This window comes from Bradyrhizobium sp. STM 3566 (assembly GCF_045571445.1).
GTDB lineage: Bacteria > Pseudomonadota > Alphaproteobacteria > Rhizobiales > Xanthobacteraceae > Bradyrhizobium > Bradyrhizobium vignae.
On the sequence record NZ_CP120692.1, the window covers coordinates 7,422,411 to 7,441,919 of the forward strand.

Annotated in this window: 17 protein-coding genes; 8 read left to right on the forward strand and 9 right to left on the reverse strand. The window is 62.6% G+C overall.

Annotation, left to right across the window (positions count from 1 at the left end):
* Positions 1-111 precede the first annotated feature (111 nt).
* Both P6U27_RS35255 and P6U27_RS35260 read left to right on the forward strand, forming a co-directional pair.
* Positions 112-1,524 carry an FAD-binding oxidoreductase gene (locus P6U27_RS35255; RefSeq protein WP_129144570.1) on the forward strand — a complete coding sequence of 471 codons (1,413 nt, stop codon included), beginning with the start codon at positions 112-114 and terminating at the stop codon, positions 1,522-1,524.
* Between the two features lie 7 nt (positions 1,525-1,531).
* Positions 1,532-2,227, forward strand: a complete 696-nt coding sequence (locus P6U27_RS35260; RefSeq protein ID WP_122405979.1) for a GntR family transcriptional regulator — start codon at positions 1,532-1,534, stop codon at positions 2,225-2,227.
* 6 nt (positions 2,228-2,233) lie between these two features.
* Here P6U27_RS35260 and P6U27_RS35265 read toward each other — a convergent pair whose 3' ends face one another.
* The gene (locus tag P6U27_RS35265; protein ID WP_129144569.1) at positions 2,234-2,518 is read right to left on the reverse strand and encodes a hypothetical protein; all 285 of its coding nucleotides are present in this window, start codon (positions 2,516-2,518) and stop codon (positions 2,234-2,236) included.
* Positions 2,519-2,619: 101 nt separating this feature from the next.
* Between P6U27_RS35265 and P6U27_RS35270 the strand changes: the two genes are divergently transcribed.
* From P6U27_RS35270 to P6U27_RS35285, 4 genes are all read left to right on the forward strand, one after another.
* Entirely contained in the window at positions 2,620-4,641 is a 2,022-nt protein-coding gene (locus tag P6U27_RS35270; RefSeq protein WP_129144568.1) for a YgiQ family radical SAM protein, read from the forward strand.
* Positions 4,642-5,417: 776 nt separating this feature from the next.
* Positions 5,418-6,560 carry an MBL fold metallo-hydrolase gene (locus tag P6U27_RS35275; protein ID WP_129144567.1) on the forward strand — a complete coding sequence of 381 codons (1,143 nt, stop codon included), beginning with the start codon at positions 5,418-5,420 and terminating at the stop codon, positions 6,558-6,560.
* A gap of 394 nt (positions 6,561-6,954) precedes the next feature.
* Positions 6,955-7,545, forward strand: coding sequence for a PAS domain-containing protein (locus tag P6U27_RS35280; RefSeq protein ID WP_164937038.1), 591 nt, complete (start codon positions 6,955-6,957; stop codon positions 7,543-7,545).
* A gap of 352 nt (positions 7,546-7,897) precedes the next feature.
* On the forward strand, positions 7,898-8,119 hold the full coding sequence (locus tag P6U27_RS35285; RefSeq protein WP_129144565.1) for a hypothetical protein: 222 nt from the start codon (positions 7,898-7,900) through the stop codon (positions 8,117-8,119).
* Positions 8,120-8,644: 525 nt separating this feature from the next.
* Here the strand turns inward: P6U27_RS35285 and P6U27_RS35290 are convergent.
* From P6U27_RS35290 to P6U27_RS35315, 6 genes are all read right to left on the reverse strand, one after another.
* Positions 8,645-8,944: a hypothetical protein gene (locus tag P6U27_RS35290; protein ID WP_407193458.1), complete on the reverse strand. Its 300-nt coding sequence runs from the start codon at positions 8,942-8,944 to the stop codon at positions 8,645-8,647.
* A 160-nt stretch (positions 8,945-9,104) separates the two neighbouring features.
* Positions 9,105-9,320: a dodecin family protein gene (locus tag P6U27_RS35295; RefSeq protein WP_122405984.1), complete on the reverse strand. Its 216-nt coding sequence runs from the start codon at positions 9,318-9,320 to the stop codon at positions 9,105-9,107.
* A gap of 365 nt (positions 9,321-9,685) precedes the next feature.
* The gene (locus P6U27_RS35300; protein ID WP_407193459.1) at positions 9,686-10,420 is read right to left on the reverse strand and encodes an adenylate/guanylate cyclase domain-containing protein; all 735 of its coding nucleotides are present in this window, start codon (positions 10,418-10,420) and stop codon (positions 9,686-9,688) included.
* A gap of 127 nt (positions 10,421-10,547) precedes the next feature.
* Positions 10,548-10,991: an alpha/beta fold hydrolase gene (locus P6U27_RS35305; RefSeq protein ID WP_407193460.1), complete on the reverse strand. Its 444-nt coding sequence runs from the start codon at positions 10,989-10,991 to the stop codon at positions 10,548-10,550.
* Between the two features lie 277 nt (positions 10,992-11,268).
* Complete coding sequence (locus P6U27_RS35310; protein ID WP_122405987.1) at positions 11,269-11,748, reverse strand: DUF2269 domain-containing protein; 480 nt, start codon at positions 11,746-11,748, stop codon at positions 11,269-11,271.
* Positions 11,748-13,022: an SDR family oxidoreductase gene (locus tag P6U27_RS35315; RefSeq protein ID WP_129144563.1), complete on the reverse strand. Its 1,275-nt coding sequence runs from the start codon at positions 13,020-13,022 to the stop codon at positions 11,748-11,750. Before P6U27_RS35315 ends, P6U27_RS35310 begins: the two co-directional genes overlap by 1 nt.
* 385 nt (positions 13,023-13,407) lie before the next feature.
* Between P6U27_RS35315 and P6U27_RS35320 the strand changes: the two genes are divergently transcribed.
* Together P6U27_RS35320 and P6U27_RS35325 are read left to right on the forward strand one after the other, a co-directional pair.
* A complete protein-coding gene (locus P6U27_RS35320) occupies positions 13,408-14,943 on the forward strand; it encodes a PAS domain S-box protein (protein ID WP_122406972.1) in 1,536 nt (511 codons plus the stop codon).
* A 341-nt stretch (positions 14,944-15,284) separates the two neighbouring features.
* A complete protein-coding gene (locus P6U27_RS35325; protein WP_122405989.1) occupies positions 15,285-16,307 on the forward strand; it encodes an LLM class flavin-dependent oxidoreductase in 1,023 nt (340 codons plus the stop codon).
* 29 nt (positions 16,308-16,336) lie between these two features.
* Here the strand turns inward: P6U27_RS35325 and P6U27_RS35330 are convergent, their stop codons facing one another.
* Both P6U27_RS35330 and P6U27_RS35335 read right to left on the reverse strand, forming a co-directional pair.
* Positions 16,337-17,656 (reverse strand): aminotransferase class V-fold PLP-dependent enzyme, encoded by a 1,320-nt coding sequence (locus P6U27_RS35330; protein ID WP_129144561.1) that lies wholly within the window; start codon positions 17,654-17,656, stop codon positions 16,337-16,339.
* A gap of 323 nt (positions 17,657-17,979) precedes the next feature.
* Positions 17,980-19,506 (reverse strand): hypothetical protein, encoded by a 1,527-nt coding sequence (locus tag P6U27_RS35335; RefSeq protein ID WP_407193461.1) that lies wholly within the window; start codon positions 19,504-19,506, stop codon positions 17,980-17,982.
* Positions 19,507-19,509: the final 3 nt, after the last annotated feature.

Here is a 19,509-nt window from a genome sequence, read left to right on the forward strand (position 1 = left end):
CCCTGTTTTTACTTTACTTTTGATCTTGTACCTTACATACAAGGCGGCGTGCAAACCCTTTCCACCGTCACGGCGCGCATGAGGCGCAGCCGAATCCAGAGGAGGTCTCGCATGAACATGGTGACCCCCATTGAAGGCCCTGACCAAGTGTTCGGCGCGTTGCGCGACAGGCTCGGCGCGGCCGCGGTACTGACCGGCAGCGAGGTGCCGGCGCGCAATTGCAACGACTGGAGCGCGAGCCTGCCGCAAACCCCGCTTGCGGTGATCCGGCCGCTCGATGCGCAGGGCGTTGCCGATGCCATCGCGACCTGCCGGCAGGCGCGGCTCCCCTTCGTGCCGCAGGGCGGACTGACCGGCCTATGCCGCGGCGCCTCGCCCGAAGCGGGCTGGGTCGCGATCTCGCTGGAGCGCATGACCGGCATCGAGGAGATCGATCGCGCCTCCGCGACGATGACCGTGAAGGCAGGCACGCCGCTGGAGACGATCCAGAAGGCTGCGGACGAGGCCGGCTTCTTCTTTCCGCTCGATCTCGGCTCGCGCGGCTCGTGTGCGATCGGTGGCAATCTCTCGACCAATGCCGGCGGCAACCGCGTGATCCGCTACGGCATGACGCGCGAGCTGGTGCTTGGCCTGGAAGTGGTGCTGCCTGACGGCACCATCATCACCAATCTCAACAAGCTGATGAAGAACAACGCCGGTTACGATTTGAAGCATCTCTTCATCGGCTCGGAAGGCACGCTCGGCATCGTCACCCGTGTGGTGCTCAAGCTGTTTCCGAAGCCGCGTTCGACCATGGCCGCGCTCTGCGCGCTGAAGGATTATGCCGCGGTGATCGCGCTGCTGGATGCCGCGCGCTCGGGGCTCGGCCCGCTGCTGTCGGCCTTCGAGGTGATGTGGCCGGACTATTGGGACGTGATCACGATGCGCGCCGGCGTGAAGCCGCCGGTCGCAGCAGGTCACGGCCTTTACGTGCTGGTGGAAGCGCAGGGCACCGACGAGAGCATCGATGCGCCGCGCTTCCAAAGCTGGCTCGAAGAACTGATGGAGCGCGGGCTGCTCGCCGACGCCGCTGTCGCGCAATCGCTGGCGCAGACGCAAGCCTTCTGGCGCGTGCGCGACATCTGCGCGGAATTCGGCCAGGTGCTGGGCCCGCACATCTCCTACGACATCGGCCTTGCGGTCAAGCGCATGGACGAGTTCGTCACGCGCTGCAAGGCCGCGCTCGCGGACGGCATCAATGGCTGCGAGAGCGTCTATTACGGCCATATCGGCGACGGCAATCTGCATCTCGTCTCCTGGGTCACCGGCCTCTCCGTCGCGCAGCAGCCGAAGGAGGAGATGGACGCGATCATCTACGGTCTGGTGCGCGAGATGGGTGGCAGCGTCTCCGCCGAGCACGGCATCGGCACGCTGAAGAAGCAGTGGCTGGGCCATGCCAGGAGCGAGGCCGAGATCGCGCTGATGCGCACCCTGAAGGCTGCGCTCGATCCCGATCACCTGCTCAATCCCGGCAAGGTGATCTGAGGGCACCATGCGATCGCTCAAGCTCGATACGCCGAAATCGCTGGCGCTGCGCGTGATGCAGCGGCTGCGCCAGGCCATCATCGATGGCGAGTTCGCGCTCGGCGCCGCCATCTCCGAGGAGATGGTGGCAAGTTCCTTCGGCGTCAGCCGCACGCCGGTGCGCGAGGCGATGGGACAGTTGCAGGCGCAAGGCCTCGTCGTGATCCGGCCGCAGGTCGGCAGCTTCGTGTTCACGCCGAGCGCCGAGGACATCAATGCGCTCTGCACCTTCCGCATCGCGCTGGAGCCCAAGGCGGCCGAGCTCGCCTTCCGCCACGACCGCGACGGTACGATTGCGGCGATGAGCGCAGCGATCGCGGCGATGGAGCCCGCGGTCACGGCGAAGGACAACATCGCCTATGGCCGCGCCGATGCCGCCTTCCACGAGGCGCTGTTCGCCCATTGCGGCAACCGCTATCTCGCCGAATCCTATCAGCTCGTCTCTGGCCGCGTCGCCGCGCTCCGCACCAATTTGACCTCACCGATCGACGTGCGCACCCGCACGTCCTTCGACGAGCATCGCAAGCTGCTCGATTTGTTCGCACGCGGCGAATTCGCCGCCTTCGAAGACCTGATGACGACGCATATCACCAATTCGGGCGTGGTCTATGCCAAGGCATTGAAAGTAGAGGCGCTGAAGGTAGAGGCGCTGAAGGTCGGTTAAGCGCCACTACGTCCCATCCTTCGGTCCCGGCCTGTCCAGGAAATCCAGCGCGGTGTTGATCTGTTCGAGTTGATGCTCGATCCTGTCGCGGTCCTCGACGGCTTGCGCCTTCTCGAGTTCCTCAACGAGCTTCTGTTTCCGCGTCAGCAAGTTCTCTATGACCGTGCTCACAATTCCCCCATCGCCAGAGGCGATGTCACGAACGCCGAGATTGAGGGCGCACGCGACCCGGGCTCGTTTCGAACCCTCAAGCAGAATGTTCGCAGGCGCGGTTGGTTCCTCGGACCGCATCGGTCCGTCGCGTTGCGACCGGAACCCCTCGGCTGACCGTCGCACCCGGCGACACATCGATCGGTTGAATTCGTGGCCTCGGGGCCCTATGCGTAGGCGCCATGGACACCCAGATGATCACCGCCGAAAAACCGCTGATGGCCCGGGCGCAGCCGCGCAAGCCGGCGCCGTTCCTCCCGATGAGCCGCGCCGAGATGGATGCGTTCGGCTGGGATGCCTGCGACATCGTGCTGGTGACGGGGGATGCCTATGTCGACCATCCGAGTTTCGGCATGGCGATCATCGGCCGCCTGCTGGAGGCGCAGGGCTTTCGGGTCGGCATCATCGCGCAGCCGGACTGGCACTCGGCCGAGCCGTTCAAGGCACTCGGCAAGCCGCGGGTGTTCTTCGGCGTCACCGGCGGCAACATGGATTCCATGGTGAACCGCTACACCGCGGACCGGCGCCTCCGCAGCGACGATGCCTATACGGCCGGCGGCGAAGGCGGCAAGCGGCCGGACCGCTGCACCATCGTCTACGCCCAGCGCTGCCGCGAGGCGTTCAAGGACACCCCGATCGTGCTCGGCGGCATCGAAGCCTCGCTGCGCCGGATCGCGCATTACGATTACTGGTCCGACAAGGTGCGCCGCTCGGTGCTGGCCGACGCCAAGGCGGACCTCTTGCTCTACGGCAATGCCGAGCGCGCCGTCGTCGAGGTGGCGCATCGCCTCGCCGCCGGCGAAACGCCGCGCGAGCTGGACGACATCAGGGGCGTCGCGCTGTTCCGCAAGGTCCCCCAGGATTACGCCGAGCTGCACGCCGACGATCTCGATTCCGCCGACGAAGGCGCAACGCGCCAGAAGGGCTTGACCGTGATCCGGCTGCCCGCGCTGGAGCAGGTCGAGCAGGACCGCGAGGCCTATGCGCGCGCCTCGCGCGTGCTGCACCGGGAGAGCAATCCCGGCAACGCACGGCCGCTGGTGCAGCGTCATGGCGACCGCGATCTCTGGCTCAACCCGCCGCCGATCCCGCTCACCACCGAGGAGATGGACGCGGTCTACGACCTGCCTTACGCGCGCGCCCCGCACCCGTCCTACGGCGATGCCAGAATCCCCGCCTGGGAGATGATCAAATTCTCGGTGACGATCATGCGCGGCTGCTTCGGCGGCTGCACCTTCTGCTCGATCACCGAGCATGAGGGCCGCATCATCCAGAACCGCTCGGAAGGCTCGATCCTGCGCGAGATCGAACGCATCCGCGACAAGACGCCGGGCTTCACCGGCGTCATCTCCGACATCGGCGGCCCCACCGCCAACATGTACCGGATGGCGTGCAAGGACCCGAAGGTCGAGGCGGCGTGCCGGCGGCCGTCCTGCGTCTTCCCCGAGATCTGCCCGAACCTCAACACCTCGCATGACGATCTGATCCGGCTCTATCGCAAGGTGCGCGAGACCAAGGGCATCAAGAAGGTGATGGTCGCTTCCGGCGTGCGCTACGACCTTGCGGTCGAGAGCCCCGAATACATCAAGGAGCTCGTCACCCATCACGTCGGCGGCTATCTGAAGATCGCGCCCGAGCATACCGAGCGCGGCCCGCTCGACAAGATGATGAAGCCGGGCATCGGCGCTTACAACAAGTTCAAGCGGATGTTCGATGAAGCGGCCGAACGCGCCGGCAAGAAATATTATCTGATCCCCTACTTCATCGCGGCGCATCCGGGCACGACCGACGAGGACATGATGAACCTCGCGCTCTGGCTCAAGAAGAACCGCTATCGCGCCGACCAGGTGCAGACCTTCCTGCCCTCGCCGATGGCGACCGCCACGGCGATGTACCACACCGGCGTCAACCCCTTGCGCGGCGTGCGCCACGGCGGCAGCGACAAGGTCGAGGCGATCAAGGGTCTGCGCCAGCGCCGCCTGCACAAGGCCTTCCTGCGCTACCACGACCCCGACAATTGGCCGGTGCTGCGCGAGGCGCTGAAAGAGATGGGCCGCGCCGACCTGATCGGCTCGCAGCCCCACCAGCTCGTCCCCGCCCACCAGCCGCCCGGCACCGGCAAGGCCGCCGGCACGCGGCGGCCGGTGCGTCCGGGCGGCAAGACGCAGCGGTTCACGACCAAGGGGCTGAGGGTGATGAAGTAGCGGGCGAAGGCCGGATCAGGTCCGGTTCGGCGTGGCGCTTTCGCACCTCCAAACAAAAAGCTCGAAAACAACCCCATGCACAGTAGCCGGGGGCAGCAAAATCAACGGCTTACAGCGCGATGAAATGGGATGGATCGCCACCGCGCCTTCGCTCGTCGATCAAGCATGATCTTTTCGAAAGGCCGCTGCGCATTCTGCTGATTTTACGAAACTGTTGCACCGTCGGGCAAAACAGGAGCAGGATGGCAGCATCGGAAGAACCAGGATAGCGCGAGCCCCGCGCAGCTCCGTATCAAGAGTTTCCAAGGCTACGCGGAAGTCAGCCGCCTTCAGCGTGATAGGAGGCTCGCAATCCATTGCAGACTTGGCGGCTGCAGGTGAGATCGCCTTGCGAGACCGAATGAGAGCCGAGCACTCGCGGCGGAATGATTGATGCTTCGTCGAAGGCGCAGAGTACCGGTGGGGTGACTCCGGGCCGCACACGCTGAGCAAGCTGAGGTCGCCTGTAGCGCTAAGGCGAAGATCGAGATCGCGTCCGGCACGTCAGCAGTTAAGGCCATACCGGACGCGCCGAGGATGTAGCTAAGTCGACGCGATTGACCCGGAGCAGACCAATGCGACTCGCCACACTATCCCGCGCGGGATAGGATGCGTCCAATCCTCATGTGCGGGCTGCCAGGCGCTGGCGTGTTCGGCACCCCAACGCCTCCGCCCCGGAGCGCGGTTGCGCATGACGCCTTGCGGCAGCGAAGGCGACGCAAGGTGAGGATTTGACCATGTTAATTTGCTCGTGCAACGCAATTCATCGACGCGACGTCGTGTGCGGCGGCGGCGCGGCCCTGTTCAGCGCCATTGTGGCCACGCTGATCGGCAGCGGGAAGCCGGTGCGCGCAGAAACGATCACCGGCAAGGTTCCGGAGATCGAGCGCGTGGCAGTGCGCGTCGTCGTCGACAGCTACCAATTCGCTGTGGCACCGAGCCGGAAGATCGCCGATGTCGACATCGAGCACTTCGGCTGGGGCATCGGCGAAGGCAAGCCGCCCGGCAAGACGCTGATCAGTGAGTTCGGCCTGTCGATGCATGTCGAGTCGCGGCGTGGCGCCGAAACACGAAATATCCTGGTCGACTTCGGCTTCACCCCTGATGCGCTGGTGAATAATGCCCATCTCGTCGGCATCGATCCGGCTGCGCTCGACGCCCTTGTCTTGAGCCACGGTCACTACGATCATTTCGGCGGCCTCGCCGGCTTCCTGAAGCAGAACAACGGCAAGTTCAAAGCCAAGCTGCCGATTTACATCGGCGGCGAGGAGGCATTCTGCTCGCGGGAATGGACGGCTCCGCCGGTGCGCGGCGACTTCGGAGCCCTGGATCGAAAAGCACTCGAAGACGCCAATGTTGCGGTGACGTATGTAGAAGGGCCGGCATCGGTTGCCGACCACGGCTTCTCCACCGGCCCTATCGGTCAGACGAGCTTCGAGAAGCTGCTCTCGCCCAGCGCCATGAAGATCGGCGTGGACCACGGCATTGGATGCTATGCTGACAAGCTTCCGGAGGACGAACGGACGAAGGCTGTCATCCCGGACCAGTTCCGGCACGAGATCGCCACCGCGTTCAATTTGAAGGGTCGCGGGTTGATCGTATTGACCTCCTGCAGCCATCGGGGGGTCATCAACGCAATCAAACAAGCCCAAGCGGCTTCGGGTATTAGCAAGGTTCATGCGGTGATCGGCGGTTTCCACCTCGCACCCTACAAGGAGGACTATGTGCGCGAGACGATCGCAGCGCTGAAGGGTCTCGATATCGACTACGTCATTCCACTGCATTGCACTGGTGAGCCGTTCTACGAAATGGCAAAGGCCGAGATGCCGAACAAGCTCCTGCGCTCCTACACGGGCACACGCTTCATCTTCCATGCCTGAGCGATAAGGACACACGCAATCCTCGCGCGCTCGCCGAACGGGGAGCAATTGCTGGCCGCTCGCGGGTACTCAACATTGGCTCGCGCCCTGTGAGATAGCTTTTTGCATCGCAAAAGCCCAGCGTAGCCCGGCGCAAGGCCGCCGCCACTTCTAAAGCGCGATGAGATTTGGAATCGTCATCGCGCTTCAGGCTGTTGTTTTGCGCATGATCTTCCGGAAAACCGCTTCGCACTTTTCCGGATCATGCTTTAGGGAACGCCGCGCGGCGCAATGGTTCCACCCATTCACAAAGGGTTTGCGACGGCTTACTTTCCGAGCACGGCATTTTGCCCGGAAATCACGAGCCAAAGATATGAGAACTATGCAACCGAACTTCCGGTCCCCGGAAGCTTTGATGGCTGAAGCACAAGACGCGTGGCATCGGCTGTTCGAGCATTCCCCTGTCCCGGTACTGTTGCTCACGCCGGACTTGAAGATAGTGGATGCCAATGAGAGCTATCTTCGAGAGGTATTGCGTACGCGGGACGCGCTGGCTGGCCTGCACATGTTCGATGCATTTCCCGACAACCCGCATGTCGCACTCGCGGATGGGGTAAGTAATCTGGCCGCATCATTTGAGAAGGTGCTCCACGAAGGGCGCGGGCACGTGATGCCTCTGCAACGGTATGATATCCTACCAGACGGACGGCCTTGGCAGGTGCGCTATTGGCTTCCGAAAAACTGGCCTGTGGTGGATGAAAAGGGATCGATAGTCGCGCTCGTCCATCATGTAACCGACGCGACCGCAGCCGTTCTGATGCGAAAGACCAACGCGACCGCATCCGTTCGGACGAGCTCAGACGCACGTTTCTTAGACCTCTTGCAAAGAGCCGATAAGGCAATTTTGGAAGCGGGAGAGACCATAAGGAAAACGCAGGAAGCCATTTTGAGAGCCCGCGCCGAAATGGACTATGTGCGTTCTAGGAGGTTGTTGAAGCCAATATGATTTCGATTTGATCTGGTCAAACCGGGGCGATCTCCCGCCGGTCCAGTAATTTCCGTTATTGGCCCCCGCCCCCAGCTGCCCTTGTCGCCGGCGGTTCTGCGTCCTGGCAACGGGACCTGGTCGCGCTTCCGCCTGTCACAGGGAACGCCGGGATGGTGTTGCCAGGTCTCCGCTTTTTCCGTCTCTCGTCTCTCGACAAAGAGCACGATGCTCGTCACTTGGCGTCGGGACGCGCGGCTATTGTATTGCGCTGGGCCGCAAAGTGCTTTCGGAAAATCCTCGACCCCACATTCCAAAGACCCCGCAGCACGAGATCAAAAAACCATCACCTCAGCAGCCTGATGGCTTTCGGATGCAAGCAGCTGTCGATAGAAAAAGGAAGGCGCAGGAGCGGCAATCTTTTGAGCGGCAACAGCTATCAATTGCCAACAAACACGTAGCGAAAGCTGAACGCGTGATCGAAGAGCAAGTGGCCTTGACCGAGAACCTACGACGCGACGGTCAAGACACGAAGCTCGCGGAGGAAACGTTGCGGGTATTCGAGGCCAATCTCCAAGTAATGCGCGAACACTGAGAACTCATCGTTAGGGCCATCGAGGAGGCCGACGAGGGACTTCAAGGCAACCTCATCAATGGGCCGTCGGTGTTGGCTCCGCATGGGTAAAGAAGGAACCGATTCGGTCGGACCTTGTAAGGTCCAGTGATCAAGCCAGCCCGTTGTCGATCTGCTCAATCGTTCTGACGACTATCTCTCGATGCTCACGCAGTGTCTTTAGATTGTGCTCAAAGCCCGTGAGCATCTCCTCCGCAACTTTGGTGCCGTGACCGTTTCCTCCTCGTCTTCGTCGGGATCCCTGGGTGGCATCACGATGCGCGTCAGCATGAGTAGTGTCCGGCCGACCGCTGCAGTGGAAAATGCTTCGGAGGTGTGTTGCTTCATGTCCGTGTGCTCCTTGAAAAATATGCGCAGTCGCAAAGTCTTTGCCGGCAAACGCCGGTGCCAGGCGCGATCGTCGCCAACGCGATGCGGGTCAGGTTGACTGCGTCATGAGCGGGCGGCAGGCCATGCAGCAGGCAGCGTATTCGGCCACTTGATGCCTCAGGACCCATTAGGCTCTATGTTTACCAAAACCTCGCCGGCAGCGATTTCAGGAACTCCAAGATCGAGGTCAGGTAGACTGGCTTGAACAAATGCCAGTATTTTGGCGTTCGCTGCGTTGGCGCTTTCGCGGTCGTCAAATATCATCACGGCGATACCGACACCATCGCCCGCATCCAGCACATGATAAGATCTGAATCCGTGCGATTGCCTTAGGATCTCACCAACGCCGCTCTTAGCGCGACGAGCGGCGTCCGCTAGCGAACGAACCTTGCTGTACTTGCGAATGACCATGTACATGGAGTCACCACGTGCCATACGCCCCTTCGCATCAAACCATTTCGGTCTTAGTCGGACTAGTGCCAACTTCCGGGATGGGCCACGGCGTCCGGTTGGGCGGATCGCAATGCGCCTTTTCCAACGAGCCATCCTCGCCCGGGAAGGGGCGAGGTACTGAGGCTCAGGAGCCCTCGAACTTGAACGATACGTTGAGCTTGGCGCGATAGGCCTCGACTTTTCCCTTGTCATCCAGTTGCATATCGAGCTTGACGACCTCTGCAATGCGAAGATCCCGGAGAGATCTGGCAGCTTGGTCGACCGCATTAGCGGCCGCCTTCTCCCATGAGTCGGTGCTGGTACCGACCAGTTCTATGACCTTGTAGACGCTATCGGGCATGTTCGTCCTCCTAATCGGTAGGAGCAGGAAGTCTAGCACCAGGATCTCGACTCTGATACGTCTCGGGGATGCCGCGGAAAGGGTCCGATTGGCTGTCACTTTCCTGTTCGACCCAAAGAAGAACTCGGGTTGTCCTGTCGTGGATTACGTTCACATTTTCAGCCCGGACCAACGCGGCTGGATCCCGAGTGTAATTTTGCACGCCAACGTCGTCATTGCCGCTAAGGTTCTGATCCATGACGCGATGGCACCGCGGAAGCATCAGCAGCACGGCTGACTCTGGCGTGTGCCGAGACCTCACGGACTACCAACTCGAAGCGGTGCTTTTGAACCCATTGCAGACCATGTAACGCCGATAGGCGTCTCTATCGCTCCACTGCATAGATGCGCCACTCACCGGGGATACCCTTGAGTGAGCGGGTGCCCCGATCGTTGAAGCGCAAACCAGAGCCGGCCACCAGATCTTTGACTGTGCTCGAAACCAAAACCTCGCTGCCGGCGGCAAGCGCGGCGACCCGCGCGCCTATGTGAACAGCAATACCGCCAACATCACTACCGATCATTTCGCACTCGCCTGTATGAAGCCCAGCACGGACCTCGATCCCAAGCGGTCTCATTTCCTCGACAATAGCGCAAGCGCAGCGAACACCGCGGGCTGGGCCGTCAAAGGTGGCGAGAAAACCGTCTCCAGTCGTTTTCACTTCATGGCCTCGAAAGCGCGCGAGGTTGCGCCGGATCGTCGCATGATGGCCGTCGAGAAGGTCGCGCCAGCGTTGATCGCCAAGTGCAGCGGCTTTCTCGGTTGAGCCTACAATATCGGTGAAGAGAACCGTGGCGAGGACGCGGTCAACCGAGACCGGAGATCTTGAGCCAGTTAAGAATTCTTCGATCGCATCGAAAATTTCGTCTGCGTTTTCTCCCACGTAGAAGATGTGGTCGCTTCCGGGCAGCTCAAAAAGACGGGCTCCAGGAATGTGCGCCGCCACATCGCGCCCACCTTCTACACTAACAGTTTTGTCTCCAGTCCGGTGAATCACGAGGGTTGGTACTCGAACGGCCGGAAGAATGCCGCTGATTTCAATTTGACTGTTCATGCTCATGAGAGCCTTCACGGCGGCGGGGCTGGCACCAAGACGCTCGTTGCGGCCCCACCAGCGTTGAAAAGCGGCGTCGTTTGCGCGCGAAGGCGCGAATTTCTGCACGCTTCCGCCCGTACCCCATGCCTGCTCAACGTAGCCGAAGAACGCTTCGAGTGCCTCTTTGGTCGGAAACCAGTAGTGAAAAGCTGCCGTAAAGTATCAGCGCGCGACACCGGTCGGGATAGGTTGCGGCAAACAGGACCGACAGCGGCGCGCCTTCAGATATCCCAAAGAGTGCCGCTTGCTCCATGCCGGCGGCGTCCATGACGGCTCGAAGATCATCCATACGCTGGTCCAAGCCGGGGAGCTCTCCGCCGCGATCCGACATGCCGGTCCCGCGCTTGTCGAAAGTTACCACTCGGGCGTAGCTACCCAAACGGGTCAAAAAGCGAGCGAGATCGGGCTCGTCCCAATAATTCTCGACGTTCGACACGAACCCCGGAACCATAATCAGATTTACCGGGCCGCTGCCAAACAACTGGTAGGCGATGTGAACGTCACCGCTTTTGGCGTATTGCGTAGCCGGTTGCATTGGTGTCCTCACTGCTTGACCGGATTTACCCTGCCTATTCTGAAGCCTGACCCGACGATTGAAAAGCAGCAAGTCCGCAGTGTCGCCTGTTGGCCCGAATGCAAAGTTCGCGCGGCATTCCGCGTTGTCGGCTCAGGGAGTTAGACCGGAAATGACCGGCCAACCTCCGAACGGCGCTTGTGCCCCATCTCGGACATGACTCATTGCCCGGGCCGCCGGACCTCATCTTCGTTCCTCCGGCTGGTGGAACGCCTTCAATCCTAGAATGGCAGTCGATTTAATCCCAGTACGGAATAGCTGGGCGGGCGATCATCAGCCAGAAGATCACCAGAACGGCTGCGAACGCCGGGAATCCGAAGACGAACCACCAACGGAAGAGCTGATGATAACCGGCTGGCAGCTTGGTGCTGGTCGCGACCGCACCGACGGCAAGATCGCGCATTTGCATCTGCATCCACACCACCGGCAGCCAGAAGGCGCCGGTCACCAGATACAACGCGATGGACGCCGCGATCCAGCCATCCCGAAGCGAATACCCGCTCGACCATGCGAGCCATGTGCCAGTGATGGGCTGCAGGATCACGGCACTCGCCGTAAACAGAAAGTCGGCCAGCACGACGGTCCGCGCAACCCCGGCGATCTCGCGCGGGTCTCCGCGCAGATGTGCCACCAGCATGAAGAAGGCGATGCCGGCACCCGTGCCGAGCAAGACTGCAGCACCGATGATGTGCACCATCTTAACAAGGAGATAGAGCATCAGCGATCTTCCCGGATCGCCATGGCGACCAGATTGAGCATCAGCACCGGCCAGATCTTCAGCATTGGCCCAAGCGGCTCGGCCCACAGCCGCGGCACCAGCGCCGAGCCGATCACGACGTAGGTCAGCGAGATGATCAGTGCTGCCCACAGCCCATAGCGGCACAGAGGCCGCCAAAGAATAGCAAGGCCAATGACGATGTCGGCGAGCGCGCCTGCGAGGACGGTGAGGGCCGCGCCCTTTTCTGGGAGCCCGCCTTCCCGCAGCAACGAGATTCCGATTTCCCAGCCCGGGCCGAGCGAAATGATACCGGTGACGATCCAGAACAGGCTGAAGACGGCGAATATTGCCGGCTTGAGCGCATATAGCCGGGCAAACCAGCGTTCCTGCACCGAGGCGGGTTCGCGTGCGAGCGCGACTTCGAGATCGCGCGGTCTGATGCCGGTAAGCTGACGCCAGGGCTCGGGATCGCCGGTCGCGCCGCGTCGCATTTCTGCCTGCGCGGTCGTGTTGATGGGTGTTGCCCAACCCAGCATCTGCGCGACGTCACCCGCGCGATAGGCGGCCGAGGCCGCCCAAGCCGGCAGGTGCAGGCGGTAAGCGGGCCTCCAGCGCAGCCAGCCGCGAAACAGCGCCACCGCGTCACTGAAGGCCATCCGCGCTGGACCCGCCAGATCAAGTGCGAGGCGGGAGGGCGCGCCCGGTCGCAGGAAGAACACCACCGTCTCAACCACGTCGTCGAGATGCACGGGTTGAACAGCTGCGGTGTCGGGCATGACGGGCAGGATCGGGAGCGACGCCAGACCTCGCAACAGCGCGCTGCCACCATAGGCGGGCCGGCCCACGACGACGGAAGGCCGCAGTATGACCCAATCGAGATCCCTTGCCATCAAGGCGGCTTCGCCTTCCTGCTTGCTGCGGGAAAAATCGGTCAGGGCACCGCGATTGCTGCCGATTGCCGAGAAAAGGATGATGCGGCGCACGCCCGCGCCTTCACATGCCGCATAAAGCGCCGCGCTGCCGGCGACGTGAACGCCTTGAATGTCCTGTCCCTGCAAGGCTCCCGCCGCGTTGATGACGGCATCGATGCCTGCAAGAAGTCTCTTCCATCTCGACGGATCGGTGGTCCGAGCGACGTCCAGGGTGATATGGCGCGTGGCGGGCGCAGCCGCCGGATGGCGCGACACCAATGTGCATTCATGCCCTTCGGAGGACAGCCGCGCGTAGATTGCCGATCCAACAAGTCCTGTACCGCCAACGAGAAGGATGCGCATTGACTCGTCCTTGACCGGCAGCGGGGTAGCGCGAACCGCCGATCAAACTCTGAAGATGCAGACGAATAAAGCGGGGCTGGTGCGATCGTTCCTCGCAGTGGAACTGGTGAATTGAGGAGAGCGGCTGCTCATTTGGCATTTGATGGAACCGGAGTTCAGCGCGCGGGGTGGGCCGTCGCGGCGGCCAGGGACGGCCCGTATACGTCAGTATAATCGTCACGAGGCATATTCCTGGCCGATCATTGGGCGCTGCGAGGCCAGGTTCGGCCCGCCGTGCATTGGTAGCGATCGCCAGCGCTGTTTGCCACTCCGGGCAAGAGACGGGCCCGCACTCCGGTAGAAGAAGTGCCTCGACTGATCCATCGCTCGTGAGCAAGAGGTGATCATGCAACATCCGATTCAAGTGCCGTCGGTCGCGCTCGATTCGAATGAGCGCAAGCGCCCCGAGGAGGCGCTGCGCGAGAGCGAGGAGCGCTTTCGCACGCTGGTGCAATTCTCCTTCGATGTGTACTGGGAAACTGACGCGCAGCATCGCTTCATCCGCCAGGAGTTCGCTGAGACACTTGCCGAGCCGCCCGTCTCCGAAATCGGCAGGACACGATGGGAGGTCCCTTATCTGGAACCTGACGCAGAGGGCTGGCGCAAGCACCGGGAGATACTCGATGCCCACCTTCCGTTTCGCGATTTCGAGCTCGCGCGGCCGACGCCCGACGGCGGCAAGCGTTATGTGTCCGTCTCCGGGCTGCCCATCTTCGACGACACCGGGCACTTCATGGGCTACCGCGGTGTCGGGCGCCACATCACGGAGCGCAAGCGCGCCGAACAGGCGCTGATCGAGAGCGAGGCCCGTTTCCGTACCTTCGTGGACCACGCGACCGACATGTTCATGCTCCACAGCGAAGACGGTCGCGTTCTCGACGTGAATCGAAATGCCTGCGAAAGCCTCGGCTACGGCCGGGGCGAACTGGTCGGGGCAACTGCCTCCTTCTTCGATCTGCAGATGGATCAAGCGGCCTGGCGGATCAACCGCGACCGCCTCAAGGCCGGCGGCATCGCTACGCTCGAGAGTCGCTATTGCCGAAAGGACGGCACTGTGTTTCCCGTCGAAATCCGTATGCGGGAATTCTGCGAAGGCGGCCGGTCACAGATCATTTGTCTGAGCCGCGACATAACCGAACGCAAGCGAACCGCCGAGACGTTACGCGAGATGCAGGCTGAACTAACCCGCGCCAACCGCGCGGCGGCAATGGGCCAGGTCACGGCTTCGGTGACACACGAACTAAGCCAACCAATCACCGCGACGCTCTGCAACGCAGAAGCCGCACTCAGCTGGCTGGAAACGCAACCTCCGGATTTCGAAAAGGCACGGCAGGCGCTCGCATCCATCGTCGCGGAAGCCAACCGAGGCGGCGAGATCATCGGCTGGATCCGTTCCCTGATCAAGAAAACTCCGGCACCGAAGGAGAGCGTCGATATCAATGGTGCAATCCTGGACGTGATCACCATAGCCCGGAGCGAGCTGCTCAAGCATGATGTCTCGATCCAGACCGACCTCGCTCCGGGCTTGCCGCTCGTGAAAGGCTATCGCGTCCAGCTGCAGCAGGTCGTTCTGAATTTGATCCTCAACGCGATCGAGGCAATGAACTGCCTCGACGTTGGCGGACGGGAGCTGCGGATCAGCACGGCTGAAGATGCCTCGGGTCGCGTCGTCGTCGCCGTGCGGGATAACGGTCCCGGACTTGACGGGGCATTGGTTGACCGCCTGTTCGAGCCCTTCTACACCACCAAGCCGGATGGCACCGGCATGGGCTTGTCGATCTGCCAATCGATCATCGAGGCGCACGGAGGACGACTTTGGACGCGTGCGAATGAACCGCGGGGGGCCGCGTTTCTGTTTAGTCTGCCTTCGGAACAGGGGTGATCCACGTCGCTTTTCATGAGCGAGCGCTGCGCAGGCCGGAGCCCACGACCTCAAATCCATCCACGCCACGGACGCGTGGTCCTTCGATCACACCTGCCGGAGCAGCGCAACGGGATCGGCGAGTTCGTTCGCGTGTCAGAGCGGGGAGCGTCCGCCGTCGGCGCGAAGCGGACGTTCCGTTCGTCACGCACGTCTCAGAAAGGTGCGAAATGATGGCGCTGTCTGCTTAGGTCCGCTTCCCCCCAAGAAGCCGCCCTCGCGAGTCCACGCCTTTCCAGTCTGCCCAACTTTCCTCCGGGCGAGGTATCGCAAACTCCCGTGATCATGCTTACCTTGGCGCGATGAAAAAGATCGGATTCCTCTCCTTCGGGCACTGGACGCCCTCGCCGCAATCCCAGACGCGCTCGGCCAGCGATACGCTGCTGCAATCGATCGAGCTGGCCGTCGCCGCGGAACAGTTAGGGGCGGACGGCGCCTATTTCCGCGTGCATCACTTCGCGCGCCAGCTCGCCTCGCCCTTTCCGCTGCTCGCGGCCGTCGGCGCCAAGACCAGCAGGATCGAGATCGGCACGGCCGTGATCGACATGCGCTATGAGAACCCGCTCTACATGGTGGAGGACGCGGGAAGCGCCGACCTCATCGCCGGTGGCCGGCTGCAGCTCGGCATCAGCCGCGGCTCGCCCGAGCAGGTGATCGACGGCTGGCGCTACTTTGGTTATCGCCCGGCAGAGGGCCAGAGCGATGCCGACATGGGCCGGCGCCACGCCGAGGTCTTCCTCGACCTCCTGCGTGGCGAAGGTTTTGCCGAGCCCAATCCGCAGCCGATGTTCCCCAATCCGCCGGGGCTGCTGCGCCTGGAGCCGCATGCGCAGGGCTTGCGCGAACGGATCTGGTGGGGCGCCGGCTCGAACGCGACCGCCGTATGGGCGGCCAAGCTCGGCATGAACCTGCAGAGCTCGACGCTGAAGAACGACGAAACCGGCGAAGCTTTTCACGTGCAGCAGGCCGCGCAGATCCGCGCCTATCGTGCCGCGTGGAAGGAGGCGGGCCACGCCCGCGAGCCGCGCGTGTCCGTCAGCCGCAGCATCTTCGCGCTGATCGACGATCGCGACCGCGGCTATTTCGGCGGCGAGCGCGGAAGCGAAGACCAGATCGGCTTCATCGACCCGCGCACGCGCGCGATCTTCGGCCGAAGCTATGCGGCGGAGCCGGATGTGCTGATCGAGCAGTTGCGGCAGGACGAGGCGATCGCGGAAGCAGATACGCTGCTGCTGACGATTCCGAACCAGCTCGGGGTCGATTATTGCGCGCATGCGATCGAGGCGATCCTGACGCATGTGGCCCCGGCGCTGGGGTGGCGGTGAAATAACGGGAAGGATGCCCTTCCCCGCTCTCACCCCGTCTTCGTCCCCGTGATGACGGCCAGCGCCTCGACGAGGCGGTCGAGATCGGTCTCGTCGGTGAAGAGAGCCGGCGTCACACGGATGCACTGGCCCCTGGCGACGCCCGCCCGGCGCACCGTCATGATCTTGTGGCTGTCCCGGAGCTTCGCAACGATGGCCTCGTTGTCGGCCTTGCCAGTCTTGCCGGCAAGACGGAAGGACGTGATCGCGCCATATGAGCCGGCTTCATCCGGCGTCAGGATCTCGATGTCCTTGAATCCGCGGACGCGGCTCACCCAATGGTCGCGCAAATGGCGCAGGCGGGCTTGCTTCGCCGCCGCGCCGATCTGCTGATGCAGCGCCACGGCCGTGGGCACCGTCAGCACCGTGGCGAAATTGACCGTGCCGGTATGCACCCGCGAGCGGATGTCCTCTTGCGGAAAATCCTCGTCGCCCATGTCGCGATCGATGGCCGCGAGGCGATCCTTCCTGATGTAGAGGAAGCCGACGCCGAGCGGCGCGCCGATCCATTTGTGCAGATTGAAGCCGACGAAATCGGCCTCGAGCTCACTCACCCGGAAGTCGATCTGGCCCCAGGAATGGGCGGCGTCGACGATGGCGTCGATGCCCTTGGCCTTCGCCATGCGTGCGATCTCGGCGACCGGCATGACGAAGCCGGTGCGATGGCTGACATGGGTCAGCAGCAGAAGTCTCGTCTTCGGGTTCGCCTCGATGGCGCGGGCATAGGCGTCGAGCACCGCCTGGCGCGTCGCGGGCTCCGGCACGTCGAACTTGACCACGTCGACGCCGCGGCGCGCCTTCAGCGCGTTCATGGCATATTGCATCGAATCATAGTCGAGGTCGGCGTAGAGCACGGAATCGCCGGGCTTCAGCCTGTTGTAGCCGCCGATGAGGAGCTGCAGCGCTTCGGTCGCGCCGCGGGTGAGCGCGATCTCATCGGGCGCGGCATCGACCGCTTCCGCCACCTTGGCGCGCACGGCCTCGAAATCCGTACCCGCACGCAGCCGCGCATAATAGGTGTTCTGATAGTTGACCATGTCGGACTGGCGGATGAACTCGCGCCTCACCGGCTCGGCCATGATGCCCCAATAGCCGTTCTCCAAATTGACGACATCGGGCGTGACGGAATAGAGCCCCTTCACGGCCGCCCAATAGGCCTTGTCGGTGGCGACAGCGGCCGCCGGACCGGTCGGCTGCGCCGGAAGGCCCTCGGCGGCAAAAGCCGGTGCCGCAAGCGGCGCCACCGCTGCTGCCGCGAGGCCCTTGAGCATCGAGCGGCGGTCAGCCGAAATCGTCTTGATCAGTTGCATGTCAGCTCTCCCCAGAGCGTTTTCGAGCGACGTGGCGTCCGGCTCGCATCAAGAAAACGCGTCAAACGATCATCCAGGGCCCCGTTTCGATGTCAACGAAATGGAAGAGGCCCTGGCGCGCGGCGAAAAGAGCAACGGACGATGCAGCTAGGATGACCGGAGCATGACAATGCGATGATCGGGACGGCTCGGCCAATGTCGGGCTTCACTAAAGCGCGATGGAATCAGGATGAATCACCATCGCGCTTCAGGTTATTGTTTGAGCATGATCTGTTCGGAAAACCGCTGCACACTTTTCCGGATCATGCTTTGGGAGCGCCGAGCTATGTCACGGGCTGGTAGCGCGTGATCTGCTCGAGCCCGGCTTCCTCGCCGGCGACCGTCTGCATCCTCACATGGCTGCCGATGACGAGGCCAGCGAGCGAGAGCATCAGGCCCAGCGCGAGAGGCGCGAACAAGGCCTCTTCCTGAAACAATCCATTGAGCAGCACGACCATGACGCCGAAGCCGGCGAGGCCCTGTGTGAGATAGCCTGACGATGCGTAGAGGCGCCAGGCCTTGAGGGCCATCGCGGAATAGAAGGCCAGTGGCACGAAGGCCGCGATGCCCATCTGGTACAGGAGGACGCCGATCGCGCTTTCGACCGCGCCGTCAATCGTCCCGGCCGCCTGCGCGGCGCCCCAATCGATCGAAAAATAGCTCTCCGACAAATTGCCGCCGACGCCGAGACCCCGGCCGAGCGGTCTCTCCACAAATCCGTTCAAGCCGCCCATGAGACCGATGATGTGATAGTCGCCGATCTGCAGGCCGACGCGAATCGCGAGAATCGCGAACGCGATGAGGCCCAGGATGCCGAGCAACAGCGTCACCACGGCGCCGAGCAGGCGGGTCGACATCCAGGCCGCGGCCACGAAGATCACCACGATGAGCGCTCCCTTCACGCTGCAAAAGACCAGGAGCGGCAAGGCCGCGAGGGCGAGGAATGGACGTCCCACCGAGAACAGGAACAGGGCGAGAAAGCTGATCCCGTAGGCGAAGCTGATCGGATGCATGTTCGGGCCGTGGATACGCAGCATCTTCGACAGGCCGAATCCTTCGAGCAGAGGCGTGTTCAGGAAGTCGAAGCTGAAACGGTCCTTCAGGTCGACGGGCACGTTTCCGGTGGCGCGCATCTGGGCCTCCCAGACGCCCGAATGGGTCGCCTTGAGCTCGTCAAAGCCCCAGAAGGCATGACCGTTGGTGATGGCCAGCCAGACGTCCCGGAACGCGAGCTCGACGTAGCCGCACAGAATGAGGATGACCGCGAGCGTCACCAGGAACGGCGTGATGCGCACTTCATAGGTCGCCGCCGTCAGCAGCGAGACCTGAAACAGAAATAAAGGAAGCACGATGTTGCGCAGATAGACCGCGGCGGCCTGTCCGTTCTGGCCGAAGCCGATCGCGAAATACAGCGACACCACGGCGAGCGTGGCGACACCCCAGCGCATGATCCTGTTCACGTCGCTCGACTGCTTCCTCCGGCCCAGCACGTACAGAGCGAACGTCGCCAGCCACATGACGGAGCAGACGAGGAAATTGTATCCCTTGATGAAGTCGAGATCGGACGGGAGCGGGACCAGCGGCGACAGGATCGAGACGAACAGATTCTGGAAGAACAGGACGAAGATCGCGACGGCCGGCGCATAGGTCGGGACCGCAACGACGATGGCGATGCCGATGAGGACCTCGACGGTGATGGCCAGCGCCGGATTGGCGAGGTGCAGAACCGGCGCAAAGCCGATCGTTGCCGTGGCGATGCAGAAGGTCGGGACCAGCTCGCGCCAGGCCGGCGGCGATGGTCCGGCCTGCATACT